Origin of the sequence: Cyclobacterium salsum (assembly GCF_010119245.1) — a bacterium.
GTDB lineage: Bacteria > Bacteroidota > Bacteroidia > Cytophagales > Cyclobacteriaceae > Cyclobacterium > Cyclobacterium salsum.
Genome location: NZ_WNKG01000007.1, coordinates 193,570 through 208,514 on the forward strand (window position 1 = coordinate 193,570; position 14,945 = coordinate 208,514).

The 14,945-nt window shown below is 44.8% G+C and carries 17 protein-coding genes and 1 tRNA gene; 11 read left to right on the forward strand and 7 right to left on the reverse strand.

The window, feature by feature from the left end:
• Nucleotides 1-27: 27 nt before the first annotated feature.
• Both GJS45_RS13930 and GJS45_RS13935 read right to left on the reverse strand, forming a co-directional pair.
• Nucleotides 28-222 carry a hypothetical protein gene (locus GJS45_RS13930; RefSeq protein ID WP_162342470.1) on the reverse strand — a complete coding sequence of 65 codons (195 nt, stop codon included), beginning with the start codon at nt 220-222 and terminating at the stop codon, nt 28-30.
• Nucleotides 219-824 carry a methyltransferase family protein gene (locus tag GJS45_RS13935; protein WP_235954760.1) on the reverse strand — a complete coding sequence of 202 codons (606 nt, stop codon included), beginning with the start codon at nt 822-824 and terminating at the stop codon, nt 219-221. Before GJS45_RS13935 ends, GJS45_RS13930 begins: the two co-directional genes overlap by 4 nt.
• Before the next feature lie 13 nt (nt 825-837).
• Between GJS45_RS13935 and deoC the strand changes: the two genes are divergently transcribed.
• Nucleotides 838-1,503 (forward strand): deoxyribose-phosphate aldolase, encoded by a 666-nt coding sequence (gene deoC, locus GJS45_RS13940; protein WP_162342471.1) that lies wholly within the window; start codon nt 838-840, stop codon nt 1,501-1,503.
• Here the strand turns inward: deoC and GJS45_RS13945 are convergent.
• Nucleotides 1,472-2,674: a Na/Pi symporter gene (locus GJS45_RS13945; protein WP_162342472.1), complete on the reverse strand. Its 1,203-nt coding sequence runs from the start codon at nt 2,672-2,674 to the stop codon at nt 1,472-1,474. The genes deoC and GJS45_RS13945 overlap by 32 nt on opposite strands.
• Before the next feature lie 312 nt (nt 2,675-2,986).
• Between GJS45_RS13945 and GJS45_RS13950 the strand changes: the two genes are divergently transcribed.
• From GJS45_RS13950 to GJS45_RS13965, 4 genes are all read left to right on the forward strand, one after another.
• Nucleotides 2,987-4,117, forward strand: a complete 1,131-nt coding sequence (locus tag GJS45_RS13950; RefSeq protein WP_162342473.1) for a hypothetical protein — start codon at nt 2,987-2,989, stop codon at nt 4,115-4,117.
• A 10-nt stretch (nt 4,118-4,127) separates the two neighbouring features.
• Nucleotides 4,128-4,571 (forward strand): nucleoside deaminase, encoded by a 444-nt coding sequence (locus GJS45_RS13955; RefSeq protein ID WP_202928085.1) that lies wholly within the window; start codon nt 4,128-4,130, stop codon nt 4,569-4,571.
• A gap of 116 nt (nt 4,572-4,687) precedes the next feature.
• The gene (locus tag GJS45_RS13960; RefSeq protein WP_162342474.1) at nt 4,688-5,293 is read left to right on the forward strand and encodes a superoxide dismutase; all 606 of its coding nucleotides are present in this window, start codon (nt 4,688-4,690) and stop codon (nt 5,291-5,293) included.
• Between the two features lie 211 nt (nt 5,294-5,504).
• Entirely contained in the window at nt 5,505-7,940 is a 2,436-nt protein-coding gene (locus tag GJS45_RS13965; RefSeq protein ID WP_162342475.1) for an outer membrane beta-barrel protein, read from the forward strand.
• A 93-nt stretch (nt 7,941-8,033) separates the two neighbouring features.
• Here the strand turns inward: GJS45_RS13965 and GJS45_RS13970 are convergent, their stop codons facing one another.
• The 3 genes from GJS45_RS13970 to GJS45_RS13980 all read right to left on the reverse strand — a co-directional run bounded on the left by GJS45_RS13970 (nt 8,034) and on the right by GJS45_RS13980 (nt 10,086).
• Complete coding sequence (locus GJS45_RS13970) at nt 8,034-8,498, reverse strand: MaoC family dehydratase (RefSeq protein ID WP_162342476.1); 465 nt, start codon at nt 8,496-8,498, stop codon at nt 8,034-8,036.
• A 104-nt stretch (nt 8,499-8,602) separates the two neighbouring features.
• A complete protein-coding gene (locus tag GJS45_RS13975; RefSeq protein ID WP_235954762.1) occupies nt 8,603-9,079 on the reverse strand; it encodes a Clp protease ClpB in 477 nt (158 codons plus the stop codon).
• Nucleotides 9,080-9,180: 101 nt separating this feature from the next.
• Nucleotides 9,181-10,086, reverse strand: coding sequence for a site-specific tyrosine recombinase (locus GJS45_RS13980; RefSeq protein ID WP_162342477.1), 906 nt, complete (start codon nt 10,084-10,086; stop codon nt 9,181-9,183).
• 129 nt (nt 10,087-10,215) lie between these two features.
• Here GJS45_RS13980 and aroQ point away from each other — a divergent pair, with 129 nt between their 5' ends.
• The 6 genes from aroQ to GJS45_RS14010 all read left to right on the forward strand — a co-directional run bounded on the left by aroQ (nt 10,216) and on the right by GJS45_RS14010 (nt 14,174).
• Complete coding sequence (gene aroQ / locus GJS45_RS13985; RefSeq protein WP_162342478.1) at nt 10,216-10,644, forward strand: type II 3-dehydroquinate dehydratase; 429 nt, start codon at nt 10,216-10,218, stop codon at nt 10,642-10,644.
• 5 nt (nt 10,645-10,649) lie between these two features.
• On the forward strand, nt 10,650-11,705 hold the full coding sequence (locus tag GJS45_RS13990) for an aminotransferase class V-fold PLP-dependent enzyme (protein WP_162342479.1): 1,056 nt from the start codon (nt 10,650-10,652) through the stop codon (nt 11,703-11,705).
• 16 nt (nt 11,706-11,721) lie between these two features.
• Nucleotides 11,722-12,300 carry a MarC family protein gene (locus GJS45_RS13995; protein WP_162342480.1) on the forward strand — a complete coding sequence of 193 codons (579 nt, stop codon included), beginning with the start codon at nt 11,722-11,724 and terminating at the stop codon, nt 12,298-12,300.
• Nucleotides 12,301-12,422: 122 nt separating this feature from the next.
• Nucleotides 12,423-12,500: transfer RNA gene (locus GJS45_RS14000), tRNA-Pro, on the forward strand.
• Between the two features lie 224 nt (nt 12,501-12,724).
• The gene (locus GJS45_RS14005) at nt 12,725-13,423 is read left to right on the forward strand and encodes a hypothetical protein (protein ID WP_162342481.1); all 699 of its coding nucleotides are present in this window, start codon (nt 12,725-12,727) and stop codon (nt 13,421-13,423) included.
• Between the two features lie 124 nt (nt 13,424-13,547).
• Nucleotides 13,548-14,174, forward strand: coding sequence for an LON peptidase substrate-binding domain-containing protein (locus GJS45_RS14010; RefSeq protein ID WP_162342482.1), 627 nt, complete (start codon nt 13,548-13,550; stop codon nt 14,172-14,174).
• On the opposite strand, the gene GJS45_RS14015 is transcribed toward GJS45_RS14010, so the two are convergent.
• On the reverse strand, nt 14,163-14,888 hold the full coding sequence (locus tag GJS45_RS14015; protein WP_162342483.1) for an SH3 domain-containing protein: 726 nt from the start codon (nt 14,886-14,888) through the stop codon (nt 14,163-14,165). The genes GJS45_RS14010 and GJS45_RS14015 overlap by 12 nt on opposite strands.
• Between the last annotated feature and the right edge of the window lie 57 nt (nt 14,889-14,945).

Here is a 14,945-nt window from a genome sequence, read left to right on the forward strand (position 1 = left end):
TGGTTTTCTACCATCTGAAAATAAAAATCAGGAATCATCCTGTTGCCGTTTGTAGCGAAACCAATAATAAGCTGGAAATACAAGTGCCTTCAGACGCCAATCATTTTTTTCATGAAAGGACAGCCGGGGATTGTTATTAATATGACGGTAGAAAAGGCTGGCCATCAGCAGGTGGGCCAAAACCAGCAATAAAGCGGCAGTGTACAGTATTAGTTCAGTCATTTTCCAAAACGAGGTATGATGGCGGGAATCTCTTTTTGATACCTGGCGTAGCGCTTGCCGTATAGGGTTAGTAGCTTTTTTTCTTCAAAATAAATGCCTACCGGTAAGTATAGCAAAAGAGCCGCTAGATGAAATAGCGAAGAAAGATTGGGCACGTATAAGAAATACCCCATAAAAATCAAGATTAAACCGGCATAGAGAGGATGCCGCATGTATCCATACCAACCGTCTGTAACCAGTGGTTCGTTCTCGGAAAGGTCATCTTGCGGACGAAGGCCTAGGAATCGGCTGACCGAAACATCCCGCATGCTTTTTACGCAAATGATGGTACCAAACGTAGCGAGCATAAAGCCCAGGTAGGTGCTGCCCGGACCGGAAGCAAAAAGCCAGATGGGAGGAATACTGCCTGCATAAAGGAACAAGGCTAAAAAGAAGAGGCTTGAAAACCAGCTGTACGCCAGCCGGTACCATTTATATTGTCCTTTAAGCAAGGACTTGATTTTTCTTTTTATATTGAGTGTGGCAAGGAACGTGTGGCTGCTGTAGAATAGCACCCAGCCAAGTCCCAAAATGAGGTAGTCCATAAACACCCAAATATCCATATTTTGATTGATTATGAAAAATTTACACCGCTATATTGAACACAGTGCCTTGCATCCTGCAGTAGATGAACAATCGATTCGGCTGTTGATCAACCAGGCTTTCAAATACCATTTTCGTGCCGTCTGCGTTCCCCCGTTCTGGGTGAAGAAAGTCAAAAGAGAGTTGGCTGAAGAAGACATACAGGTAGTTACCGTAGTTGGTTTTCCCTTCGGCTACAATATGAGCCAGACCAAGCTTGCCGAATGCAATCAAGCACTGGATGACGGAGCAGATGAACTGGATGTGGTCTGGTCATTATCCGCCTTCAAATCGAAAATGAATTGGCCCAAAATAGAATTGGCTCAGCTAGCCAATCGGATCCATGATAGGGAAAAATTGATGAAAGTGATCGTCGAAACGGCCTATCTTAACAAGGAAGAATTAGAACAAGCCTGTAGTATTTGCAGGGATGCCGGTGCTGATTTTGTTAAAACGTCCACCGGATATGCGCCAGTGGGAGCAGAGGCCGGTAAGATTCGGGAAATGCGCCAGCTCCTTCCAAGTCAAATCGGTATCAAGGCCAGTGGAGGCATAAAAACGATGGACCAAGCCCTAGAAATGATCCATGCCGGCGCTGACCGGATCGGGACCAGTGGCGGCCCCCAAATCATGGAAGCTTTTCTCCGGACCCAATCCTGATATTACTGACTTCCTCCGTCTTGGGAAGAGTAGGTGTAGTGTCTGTGCCGGACTCTCCATCGGACTGATTGAAATAAATCAGAAAAAAGGGGATGATAAAAAAGGTTAGGAGAATATAGGCGAATCCAACGAAACGGGTATTGGCCGTTTTTTTCCCAAAATTCCGCGCAAACCTTACGGGAATCTCACGTAATGCAGGAAAGGGAAGGAAAAGCAACGCTCCGATAAGGTTAAACAGAACATGAACTATCGCCACGCTAATGGCCGCTTCGGTTTTATAAAGGGCAGCAATCACTGCAGTAATGGTGGTTCCCAGATTAGCTCCCATAATAAAAGGGAACACTTTTCTCAAGGCAACCTTGCCGGTGGCGACTGCGGTCACCATCAGAGAGGTAGTGACGGTGCTGGACTGAACGGCCGCTGTAAAAAACATCCCATAGGCAAAAGAGCGATAGGGAAAATTAAAAATATGTTTCCGGATTTTTTTAAAGTTTGGGGTAATCAAGGAGCGGTAGGCCAGGGCAGAGAGAATTTTGATGGAACCCACCAGAAGCAAAACTCCCACAAGCAGACCAAAAAGCGGCCAATGGAGCCATTCTGCCAGGTAATAACTCAGCGGTCGGAGAAAAAACCCCTGATAGCTTAAATCCCCTTCGAAGATAGTGCTTCCGGCTCCAAGGCCACGGGTAATCCAGGCGGCCATTTTACTCAGGAGACCAAAATACACCTCCAGGGGAAGCAAGAGAATGACCGAAATGATATTGAAAAGATCGTGTAAGACACCGGCTGAGAGGGCCTTGCGGAAGGATTTTTTTTTCATAATGTAGCCAAAAGCTACCAGTGTACTCGTAAGGGTCGTTCCAATATTTGCCCCCATAATCAGGGGAACAGCCTGTGTCAGGCTCAGGTTACCGGAGGCAACCAAGACCACGACCATGGCCGATACCGTAGAGCTGGATTGGATAAGGGCAGTAGTCAGCAAGCCTATGAACAGTCCTACAAATGGGTTGCTGGTGGCCATAAACAGCGTATTGGCTACTTCATTGTTTAATTTAGCCAAAGAATAAGTCAAAAAATCAATTGAAAACATGAACAGCAGTAAACCAAAAATTACGGTAACTGCCAAAATCAGATTCTTTTTATAGGTTTTACCCGCAGAAGTAATGGTCATTCAAAAATCAAATTAGAAATAGCTTCTTTCAATTTGCAAAATACGTATACACCCTATAGAAATACACACTTTTCGCATAAAACTTATGTTAAAATTAGTAGTGCCCCATTTGTTCGGGAAGAAACGATTTATATCTCAAAAGGGGCTGGGAAGAAATAAAATCTTTCTATTTTTGAACAAAAGAGGTTCGCCCGGTCATTCATCCATAATTCCCGGTTTTTACCCTTTTGACAGGGACTTAACAATTTGGTAACATTATCCTTAATAATTCTTGTTTAATTTGCGTCCGTATTTCCAAGCCGAAACCAGCTTATGGCCAAACTGAAAGATCAAAACATTAACCAGGATGCGCTATCCAAGGCCGCCTATTCACTTTTTGATTTTACAAAAAAGGAAAAGTCCTTTCTTTTAATCATTTGCATCTTGATTTCCATAGCGGGGATCATTACCCCGTATACCTATGCTGCTATGTGGTTTGGGTTTGCACTAGCTGCCTATTCCGCTATAGCCAACGATAGCATACAGACGATTGGAACCTTTATCGCCTCAAACCAAAACAGAAAATGGTATTATTTGTGGCTTTTTATGGGGCTGATCTTTGTCGGTACCGTTACTTATAGCTGGTTTACATTTAACGGGGATGTCAGCTACGAGCGATTGCAGGTCGATGGCCTGGATGAAGCCCCTCAGAGTTTTGTCTTTTTGCAAATTGCGGCTCCAATCGTTTTGCTGGTAATGACCCGTCTTCGGATGCCAGTTTCGACTACCTTTCTGTTACTAAATGTTTTTACCTACAAAGCCGGGACCATTTTAGGAGTCATGCAAAAAAGTTTTGTCGGATACTTTTTGGCTTTTTTTGCTGCCATCGTGGTATGGTACATATTGGAAAAGTTTGTCACCAACTACCTCAAGGGAAAACCGGGAAACTACTGGTACGTCCTTCAATGGATTACTTCGGGTAGCTTATGGGCGGTATGGATCATGCAAGATGCAGCCAATATCGCCGTTTTCCTTCCGCGCCAATTAAATGTCTGGGAATTTTCGGCTTATGCGGGCTTTGTGTTTTTTGGTTTAGGAGTACTTTTTTATATGAAAGGAGACAAGATCCAGGGAATAGTCAATGAGAAGACAAGTGTCACCGATGTTCGGGCAGCTACCATTGTCGACCTGGTGTATGCCATTATTCTGTTTTATTTTAAGGCCTACAGCAACATGCCCATGAGTACCACCTGGGTTTTTATCGGACTATTGGGGGGCAGGGAATTGTCCATCGCTTTGGCGAAATCAAAAAAACTAAAAAAACGCAAAGCGCGTTTGGTGAGGGCTTACCGCCTGGCCAAAAATGACTTGGTCAAAGCGGGTATCGGGTTGATCGTGTCGCTGATTCTCGCGCTGATCATCAATGAAGGGGTAAGGAAAGAAATTTTTGACTTGATTTTCTAAAGCAGTATTCTTGGAAATTTACTCGGATGAATATTGGATGAATGAAGCCCTGAAGCAGGCAGAAATCGCTTACGAAGAAGGGGAAATTCCGGTGGGAGCAGTGATTGTAGTTAGGAACAGGGTCATCGCCCGGGCCTATAATCAAACAGAAAAGCTTACCGATGTGACCGCTCATGCCGAAATCCTGGCCATAACAGCGGCTTCCCATGCCCTGGGTGCCAAGTACCTCCCCGAGTGCAAATTATACGTGACGTTAGAGCCCTGTATCATGTGTGCCGGGGCTAGCTTTTGGGCACAACTGGGAGAAATGCACTTTGCCAGCAGTGACCCACAAAGAGGGTATTCCCGCATACCTCAACCCCTTCTCCATCCAAAAACCAAGGTCTCCAGCGGCCTGTTGGAGGATAAATCAAAGAATTTGTTGCAGGCATTTTTTAAAAATCTCAGAAATTAGAGATTCGACGGAATAAAAGAACCATTTTTTAAGTTCCTTGGTTTGTACTAGTAGGTTTTTTAATACAAACCTGCACCATCAACTCAATTTTATGTTTCACTAAAAATAAAGAACGAATGGCTTTTGAACTTCCTAGTTTACCTTACGAAAAGAATGCATTGGAGCCTCATATTGATGCGAAAACCATGGAAATCCACCATGGTAAACACCACAATGCTTATGTGACCAAGTTAAACGGTGCCGTCGAAGGTACCGACCTGGCTTCGAAGAGCATTGAAGAAATAATGAAGGGGATTTCCTCCGCACCGACTGCGGTTAGAAATAACGGCGGTGGTCATTACAACCATTCCCTTTTCTGGACAATCTTATCACCAAAAGGTGGTGGAGCTCCGAGCGGGGAACTGGCAGCAGCCATCGATAAAAAATTTGGTTCTTTCGATAAATTCAAGGAAGAATTTGCAAACGCCGCCGCTACCCGATTCGGTTCCGGATGGGCTTGGCTAAGTGTTCATAACGGCGAACTACAGGTAAGTTCCACCCCAAATCAGGATAATCCATTGATGGATATAGCCGAAACAAAAGGAACACCCATCTTAGGATTGGACGTTTGGGAGCATGCCTATTACCTCAATTACCAAAACAGGAGACCCGACTACATAGCCGCTTTCTGGAATGTGGTTAATTGGGACGAGGTGGCTAAAAAATATGCTGCTGCCAAATAATTCCAGCTAGATCATTGTATTGACGAATCCCTCCGGAAATTCCGGGGGGATTTTTTTGTCCGGTTACCGTACAACAAATGTGTACGATATTGAAACAACCAATTTATCAATAAGTAATTTAAAAATTTGATAATCAGCAGTTTAATAATTTTATGTTGGTTTGGCACCTTTTTCCCTTGGCTATGTATGAAACCATTAATTGTGTATAGCCATGAATGTTACCAGGTATATTTTTGCCACCGTATTTTTTTATTTATTGGGTTTGAGCCATCTGGCCGCGCAGGACCAACCGGCTCAGGTAGCGGGTACCGTTTTCGATGAAAACGAAGCCCCTATGCCCTTCGCCAACGTGTTTTTACTTGACGCAACCGATGGGGAGTTGGTAACGGGAGCCATTACCGATGAGGCAGGGAGTTTTTACCTTCCTGCTACCACTAAGCTACCCTTGACCCTGGGCGTTTCCACCATTGGATACGATACCTACACAAGCGAACCATTTCAGTTGAAACCTGGGGAGCAAAAGAATGTTGGAACCATTCGGTTAAGCGTGCAGGTATCCGCCCTGGATGAAGTAACGGTCAAAGCGGCACGTCCGGATGTGCTGATTCAGGCTGATAAAACGGTGGTAAACGTGGAGGGTACTGTAATGGCAGAAGGAAATAGCGCACTGGATGTCATTGGCCGTTCCCCGGGAGTATTTGTAGATGCGGATGGAAATATTAATTTAAATGGTCGCACAGGCGTAATAGTGCTGGTCGATGACCGACAGACGTACATGAGTGCCGACGACCTGGCCAATTTTCTTCGGGCCATGCCGGCAGACAACATCCGAAGTATTGAAGTGATTCAGAACCCTCCTGCCAAATACGATGCCGAAGGTGCTGCAGGTGTAATCAACCTGGTTTTGAAGAAAAACAACCTGAACGGTACCAATGGAAATATACATGCGGGCAGTCAGTATAACGGGATACACACGCCATCGGCTGGCGCCACTCTGAATGTTAAAAAAAATAAATGGACTTCCAATATCAGCCTGAATTACAACCAATTTGGGCGCTTCCTTGACCTGGATATCTTTCGCAGGTTTCAACTGGATAACGGCCTTTCCGAGTTTGATCAGGAGGCACGCTTGAAATTGCTGAGTAAGAATTTGTTTTTCTCAGGGGGAACCGACTATCAGATTAATGACCGTCATTCACTGGGAATCAACCTACAGGCTTCTACCCGAAAAGGGACAGAGGATGGCAACTCCCTTACAGCCATTTCTAATCCGGAAAATACCGATCGGAATTACCTGAATGCCTTGAATGATGGCGAATCGGATAATCTCCGGATGTTTGGCAACTTTCACTATATCGGTAAACTAGATACCTTGGGGACAAAGCTGTCGGCAGACATCGATTATACCCACATGGATGCCGGAAGCTTGAGTTTGTTGGATAACCAATATTGGTTTAATGAAAACCTGACGGACGGGACTTCAGACAAGATTCGGACAGGAAACGAGATGGCCTATTCTATTTTTACAGCAAAAGCAGATTTCACCAAGCCTCTCGGCAATGAAAAGGTCCTGGAAACCGGTATCAAAGGGAGTTGGGTGACTTCTGACAACCTGTTGGAAATAGCAAAAAGGGTGGAAGAGGGGCCCTTTACTCCCGACCCCAATAGCAACCACTTCATTTATAAGGAAAATGTGTTGGCAGCTTATGCTTCCTACAAGGTACCACTAAGCGAAAAGCTGAGTTTTCAGGCCGGATTGCGAACAGAGTACGCCGCTATAGAGGGGAATTCGCTTACCCGTTCGGAAATCAATTCCCAGGAGTACCTGAACCTTTTTCCGAGTGCCTACCTACAGCATCAGGTGACGGAAAACTATCAAATCGTCTACAACCTTAATCGCCGCATCACCCGACCGTATTACCGGCAATTAAACCCTTACGTTTTCTACATCGATCCCCTTACCACCGAAGAGGGCAATCCCAACCTCAGGCCTCAGTATGCCAACAATCTGGAGATGAATCATATTATCAAAAATGCCTATCAGTTTTCGCTGTCTTTTTCCCAGACCGAAAATGCCTTCGGACAAATAATGGTTCAGGATGATGAAACGAGAAAGACCCGCATTCAGATGCAAAACCTCGATCGCACTCAAAACTTAAGTCTGAGGGCAGTGGTACCGGTAGAATTTGCCAGTTGGTATAGCACCAGCAACATGCTTCAGTTCAATGGAAATACCTTTCAGTCTCAGCTGGGAGAGGAGTTATTGGATGAAAGGCAGTTTTCCTTTATGGCCCGAACGCAGCATAACATCATCCTACCGAAGGGATTCAAACTGGAATTGGTGGGCATCTATCGAAGTCCCTTCCGGGACGGTCAATTGGTGATAAACGCCATGGGCTGGATGGATGCGGGGATCACCAAAACCTTCAAAGATGACAAATTAAGCCTTACCGTAAACGGATCGGATATTTTTCGAAGCATGAAATTCAAAGGCAACATAGATTTCAACCGTATTAATACCGACGTGCAGCAGTATAACAGCGTACAAAGTGTGCGATTTACCTTGCGTTGGAAATTTGCTCAGGGAGAACAGTTCAATGTAAACCAACGGAGCGGAAGTACCGAAGAAAGAAATAGATTGGAATAAGTTTAGATTAGGTTTTTTAACAATGCTAAAAACAGCGTCCGGTGGATGCTGTTTTTGTTTTTTTCCTCAGGAAAACAAACGAAGAGGAGGGTGTTATTTAAAATGGTAGAGAAAAATCAGGTGGGCAGATAGGGCAGGTTTTCGTTCTCCCTTGATTTCAAGTTTCACCTTCATTTCCGTTTTGATGGTACCCCGAAGATCGCTGATGTTCGCCAGGGTAGCAGCCATCCTGATTTCGTCGTTCACTTTTACCGGATTGGCAAAACGGAGATTTTCGATCCCATAATTAACCATCATTTTGAGGTTGTTTACCTGCACGATCTGATTCCAGAGATAGGGAACCAGGGAGAGGGTCAGGTAACCGTGGGCAATGGTACCACCAAAGGCTCCTTCAGCTTCGGCTTTTTCCGGATCGGTATGGATCCACTGATGATCCAAAGTGGCATCCGCAAATAAATTGATCTGTTGCTGGCTTACCTGGTGATAATCCGATACCCCCAGTTCTTTTCCAATATATTGCTGGAAATCTTCAAAGCTATTTATAATCAGTTTGCTCATGATTGGGTTGGTTTTTATAAAAAAATAAAAGTATCAAAACCCCCTTGATTTAAAAACAATTTTCTAATTAAAAGCCTTCCAGCCGACCTTTTGATTGGATATCCTTACCCTTTTTTCCGAAAATACAACCAGCCAAGTGTCAGACTGCTGAGAAAAAACACCAATGTTGTCCATTCATAGGTCCTTTTCTTTTCTTTTTCCTGTAGAATGTCCTTATCCTTCTCCAACAAGGCCCGCTTCAATTTTACGATATCTGCTTCCGCTTTCTGCGCGATGTATTTATAATCTTCTTTCTCATAGCTGATTTCAGTGGTCTGTATATCCTTAAGCATTTCCAACTCCTGCATGATCTGATTGTCTTTTTGAATGATCCGACCCATCCATTCGTTGGTTGCTTCCATGTCCTTTTTGGTACGGTTTCCAAAGAGGCCGGACTTTTTGCTTTCGGATACCTGCCACTCCTGATGGAGGGTTTCCCTTTCCTGAAGCAAGCGATTTAATTTTTCCTGAGCTACCGCCAGAAAAGGCAAGGTCATCAGCCATACCACAAGTCCTAAAAAATATACGGTTCTATTATTCATACTGCGTTCCTTTCTTAGCCTATCTTTTCCATTGAATCTAGCCCCGTTCAAAAAACATGCCTAAATCCAGCCGTCTGTTGATTTCCCAGCTTATGGAAAAGTTAGTCTTTGTTTCCCGGCAAAAATTCATTGAGTACCTGCCGTAGGTAGTCCCGATCCAGATGGGTATAGATTTCGGTAGTGGTGATACTTTCGTGTCCCAGCATCTCCTGAACCGCCCGCAAGTCTGCACCTCCCTCTACCAGATGAGTGGCAAAGCTGTGCCTGAAGGTATGGGGGCTGACTTTTTTGGCAATGCCAGCACTTGCTGCCATTTTTTTGATCATGAGAAAAACCATGACCCGGGAAAGTTTTTTTCCCCGGTTATTTAGAAAAAGGTACTCCTCGTGACCCTTGGCTATCGGACCATGTGTCCGGACCTCTTTCAGATAGATGCGCAAATATTTGGCTGCTGATTTTCCGACTGGCACCAGGCGCTCTTTGTTTCCTTTTCCCAACACACGCAAAAATCCGATATCCTCAAAATAATGTCCTTTTTTCAGTTGGATCAATTCCGAGACCCGAAGCCCGCTGCCGTAGAGCATTTCCAACATGGCCCGGTTTCGGTGTCCGCCCGGCTGCCCCAGGGGCACGGCTTCCAGTATGCGCTCTATTTCCAGATAACTGAGCGTATCGGGCAAGGTACGGGTTAGCTTTGGGGCTTCCAGAAGCAAGGCCGGACTGTCCACAACCTTATCTTCGTATAAGAGGTACTTATAAAAGGCTTTGATACCTGATATGATCCGTGCCTGGGAAAATTCGGAAATGTTTTCACTGCCCAGTTTATTGACAAAATGCCTTAAATGGTACAATTCAGTCGTTTCAGGACTGCGTTCCGGGAAATTTTCTTCCATAAACACGGCCAGTTTTTGCACATCCTGCCGATAGGCCAGCAAGGAATTTTCGCTCAGGGAGCGCTCGATTTTCAGGTAATACCCAAAGGCATTGATCTCCTTTTCCCAGCTCATCCGGTAAATTTAATAGGTACTGCCGGCATTATCCCGATCAAAACAAAAACAATGGAATAAATCCCCTAATTAAGGGCCGATTGTTTACCTTTGTCACTTCCAACCGTACCGTATAAAACGCCAGAAAACGTGAAAATAGCGATTATTAATGGACCCAACCTGAACCTGTTGGGCAAACGGGAACCGGATATCTACGGGAACCGTTCGTTTGAAGATTATTTTGAGACCCTGGTCCAAAAATACCCTGAGCTGGAGCTCTCCTATTTCCAGAGCAATGGGGAAGGGGAACTGGTCAATCAGCTTCATGCCGTGGGGTTTGATGTGGATGGTATCCTGATCAATGCCGGGGCGTATACGCATACCTCGGTGGCGATAGGAGATGCCCTGGCCGCCATCAGCAGTCCTGCCCTGGAAATCCACATTTCCAATATCTACAAGCGGGAGGAATTTCGACACAAAAGTTTTTTGTCCCGACAATGTGTGGGCATGATCGCCGGGCTGGGATTGTTGGGATACGAACTGGGACTGCAGTACTTTATAAAAAATGAAAATTCTTGATGTCTATGTTAACATTTGCCCCGGGGCCTTCCAAAGTATTCGATAAGCTTCCCGATTATTTTCAGGATGCTTACCGGCAGGGAATTTTAAGTGCCAACCACCGAAGTGCCGCTTTTATGGACCTGTATCGGGATACGGAGAAGCTGATAAAGGAAAAGCTTGATGTTCCTTCGGATTACCGCTTACTGTTTACCTCCAGTGCGACCGAAAACTGGGAAATCATCACCCAGTCCCTGGTGGAACAGGCTTCTTTTCATGTATTTTCCGGTTCTTTTGGTAAAAAATGGTTTGGCTTTGCCCAGCATATCATTCCTGAAACGGACTCACTGGTACTGGACAAAAATAAGGCGTTTTCTGTAGAAGACCTGGAGATCGGTAGTGCCTTTGATATCCTGGCCATCACTCAAAACGAAACCTCTAATGCCACCCAGGTATCTAATGAGAAACTGGCGGCATTGGGAAAGAAATTTCCGGATAAAATGCTGGCGGTAGACACCACTTCCTCTATGGGAGGCATTTACCTGGATTTTGGATTGGCGGATATCTGGTTTGCCTCGGTACAGAAATGTTTTGGCCTTCCTGCCGGTTTGGGCATATTGCTGCTCTCCCCCAAAGCCATCGAAAAGGCAAAACGTATTGGAGAGTACGGGCGCTACAATAGCCTGAATTTTATGCTGGAAAATGCGGACAACTATCAGACCCATTACACGCCGAATGTATTGGGAATTTACCTGTTAAACCGGGTATTGGGAGACATGCCGGGCATCCGGGTTGTGCAGGAGCAAACCGAAAGCCGAATGAGGCAATTGGAGCAACTGGTAGAAAACTCACCTTCCCTGGCGTTTTTGGTAACAGAGGCTACCAATAGAAGTCGCACTGTATTGGGTGTGGGTGGAGAAGAAGCCTTTATCCAGTCGATAAAGAAATCAGCGGAGCGGCAGGGCATGCAAATGGGCAGTGGTTACGGTCCCTTGAAACCTACCAGTTTCCGTATAGCGAACTTTCCCGCCATTACAGATGCTGAATTTACCAAACTGATCCGTTTTCTGGAGGGTTATTGACGCAAGCAGCAGACACATGTTTGATTTGAGGGAAATACTTTCGGTTACGTTGATACTCTTTTCGGTGATTGATATTTTGGGTTCGATTCCCATTGTCATCAATCTTCGCAAGAAGGTAGGTCATATCCAAAGCGGGAAGGCCACCATAGCTGCCGGGATATTGATGGTGTTATTTTTGGTGTTGGGCAAGTCCATATTGCAGCTATTTGGTATAGGGGTGGAGGACTTTGCCATAGCCGGAGCGCTGATTATTTTTGCTTTGGGAGCAGAAATGATCCTGGGAATAGAGATATTCAAACCCGATCCCGCGGCAGGTTCCACGAGCACCTCCATCGTACCCATTGCCTTCCCGCTAATCGCCGGGGCAGGTACCCTGACCACCATCCTGACGCTAAAATCAGAATATTCCCAGGCGAACCTGGCCGTAGGAATCGTGCTGAACCTGATCATTATCTTCGTGGTGCTTAAGAGTACCAATTGGCTGGAGCAGAAATTGGGGCAGACCGGTTTGGATGTACTGAGAAGGATTTTTGGTATTATTTTGCTTTCCATTGCCATCAAGATATTCAAAAGCAACGTTTTTCCGGGACTCTGAATCCTGTCAGGGTGAAAAACCGGCAGGGCGGTTTAAATTATTAGATAAATTGTTTTTATCATTTTTTATTTGCAAAAAAAGCACTACTTTTGTCATCGCTTTGGGAGTAAAACCCAGGAGCACGGGGTGTAGCGTAGCCCGGTCATCGCGCCTCGTTTGGGACGAGGAGGTCGCAGGTTCGAATCCTGCCACCCCGACCATTACATACCAAACCTGCCTTTTTAAGGTGGGTTTTTTTATGTTTAGCACTTTCAATTAGCATCGTTTATTTTGAGATATCACCCATTATCTCATGGGGGGTTTTGGGACCAGATAAGGAAAGGCAAGGATCGAACCCTTTTAGCCCAGCCAGCTTTTTCCGGTTACCGTTTTTGGAAAGGACGGTGATTTTTATTATACTGTAAGGTGAAATCAATCCGAAAAGATGACCTATTTGCTAATCAACACCTTTATTTCGTTACAATTTCTTTTGATCTACAATTCTCTGGAGCTAACCAACAAAAAAGAATCGTTAACTGAGTCATGCACCACAGTGGAATCAGACCTGGAACGCTTCTCTGACAACAAAACTATTCCGGACGAAATCCGGGAAGTGGCATTGGAGGCCTTGTCTTATTTTCCGGATCTTCGGCAAACAGAAATTGACTTCCAATTTAAAAAAGCCATTCACGGTTCAGTCATGCAGGCGCAGCCCAAGATTTCTTCTCTGTTCTTTTCTTCTAAAAAAACCAGGGGATATCGAATAAAAATCAGTCGTGAATTAGTCCTGGAAGATGACTCCATTCCCATAGAGGACCTGCCAAAAGACGTATTGTTAGGTTGGATTGGACACGAGCTGGGTCACATCAAAGACTACCTGGACCGGAGCGCATTGAATTTACTGGGATTTGGAGTCAGGTATTACTTATCAAATACGTTTATCACCGAGGCGGAAATTGCTGCGGACAGCTACGCAGTAGCCTTTGGACTGGGTGAAAAAATTATTGCCACCAAGAATTTTGTCCTCAATCACGAAAAAATCCCGTTGGATTATAAAAAGAAGATTGAAAAGCTCTACCTCTCTCCCGGAGAAATTCTCTCTATGGTGGATAACGATCCCGAGGGCAACCAGGAGGAAAATTGATCTCTCCTTTGGAATCTAGCTAGGTTCTGCCACGGCTGGTCCGTATAAAAACAAAACCATAGCCTCACTTTTGAGTTTTAAGGGGGATAAGACATCTGAATAGGATGGTTTAAACCATTAGAGCATGACGCAGGAATTGGCATTTTTCCCCTTAAAATTAGTTGCATTTCCCCAAGAGGACCTCCATTTACATATATTTGAGCCCAGGTATAAGCAGTTGATACATGATTGTTTACAAAGCGGACAGGCTTTTGGCATCTGCACCTACCTGGATAAGTTAATGCCCGTGGGAACGGAGGTATCTCTGGTGGAGATCAGCAACGAATACGATGATGGAAGGATGGACATTAAAACGAAGGGAGTTCAAGCCTTTAAAATTCTTGATTTTCAAAATCCCCTCAATGATAAGTTATATGCCGGAGGGAAGGTAGCCTATTTACCTTTGTTATGGGAAGCTCCTGTCGAAAAACAAGCTGTCTTCGAGAAGTTGTTGGAAAAGCTCTTTGAATGGATGGACCAAGCAGTCGATCTAAAGAGGGTACCCATCAACTCCTTTACCTATGCCCATAAAATTGGCCTGAAAGCCAATCAGGAATATCAGTTGCTGGAGTTGGGTACGGAGGAAGAGCGGCTTGATTTTTTGACGGATCATTTGCAGAAGGTCATACCAGTTTTGAAGGAAATTGAGGCTTCCAAGCACAAGATTAAAATGAACGGTCATTTCAAGTACCTGGATCCCCTAAATTTCTGAGACATCCGATTTTTTAATGTAAGCCGCCCGATCTTGCCATACGATCTTGTACCAGATATCCTGACTGGAAGAAATCGTCACTCTGTGACCCGCCTCTACCCGCCCAATCAAATTCCCCGCTGAAGAAGGGCTGTCCATAATCAACACGGGACCCCCGGTAATAATTGCGGTTTCCGGAGTCTGGATAAAGTTGTTGCTGACAAAGGCCAGAATCAGGAAAACCGAGGCAGGTAACAGAAACAAGGATCTTTTGCCGGGAAGTACAAAGACCATGATGAAGCAAAAGACGAGCAACAAGGAAAAAACGGCGGTAATCTCCATTTTGTATTCCACCAGTACAGACAGAAAGCGATCCTGATCAGAGAGTTCATAGCCCTCCAGACGGCTTTGATTCGTAAGGGACTTGATTTTATCGATGACCGAGGGATTGGGATTGTGCTCATAATAGCGGGATAAAAACAAGGAAGCCTGTCCAAATTCCCCCATCCCTTCGGTGATGAAACTCATTTTTAGCAGCATGGCAGGTGAGTACGTGTTTTCCTCATAAAGGATATCTTCGTAAATTTCCAGGGCCTCCTTGTATTTCTTTTCAGAAAAAAGGCTATCTGCTCTTTGAAGCGAGGCAAGGTTGTCTGCCTGACAATCAGCTTGATGAGGATACAGCCAGGAAATAGCTGATAAAAAAACAATAAAGATCCATTTAAGATTTGGCATTATCAATCCAGTGCTTTAAATTTGCAGTCCAATTACGGAAAACTAGTACGCAAAACC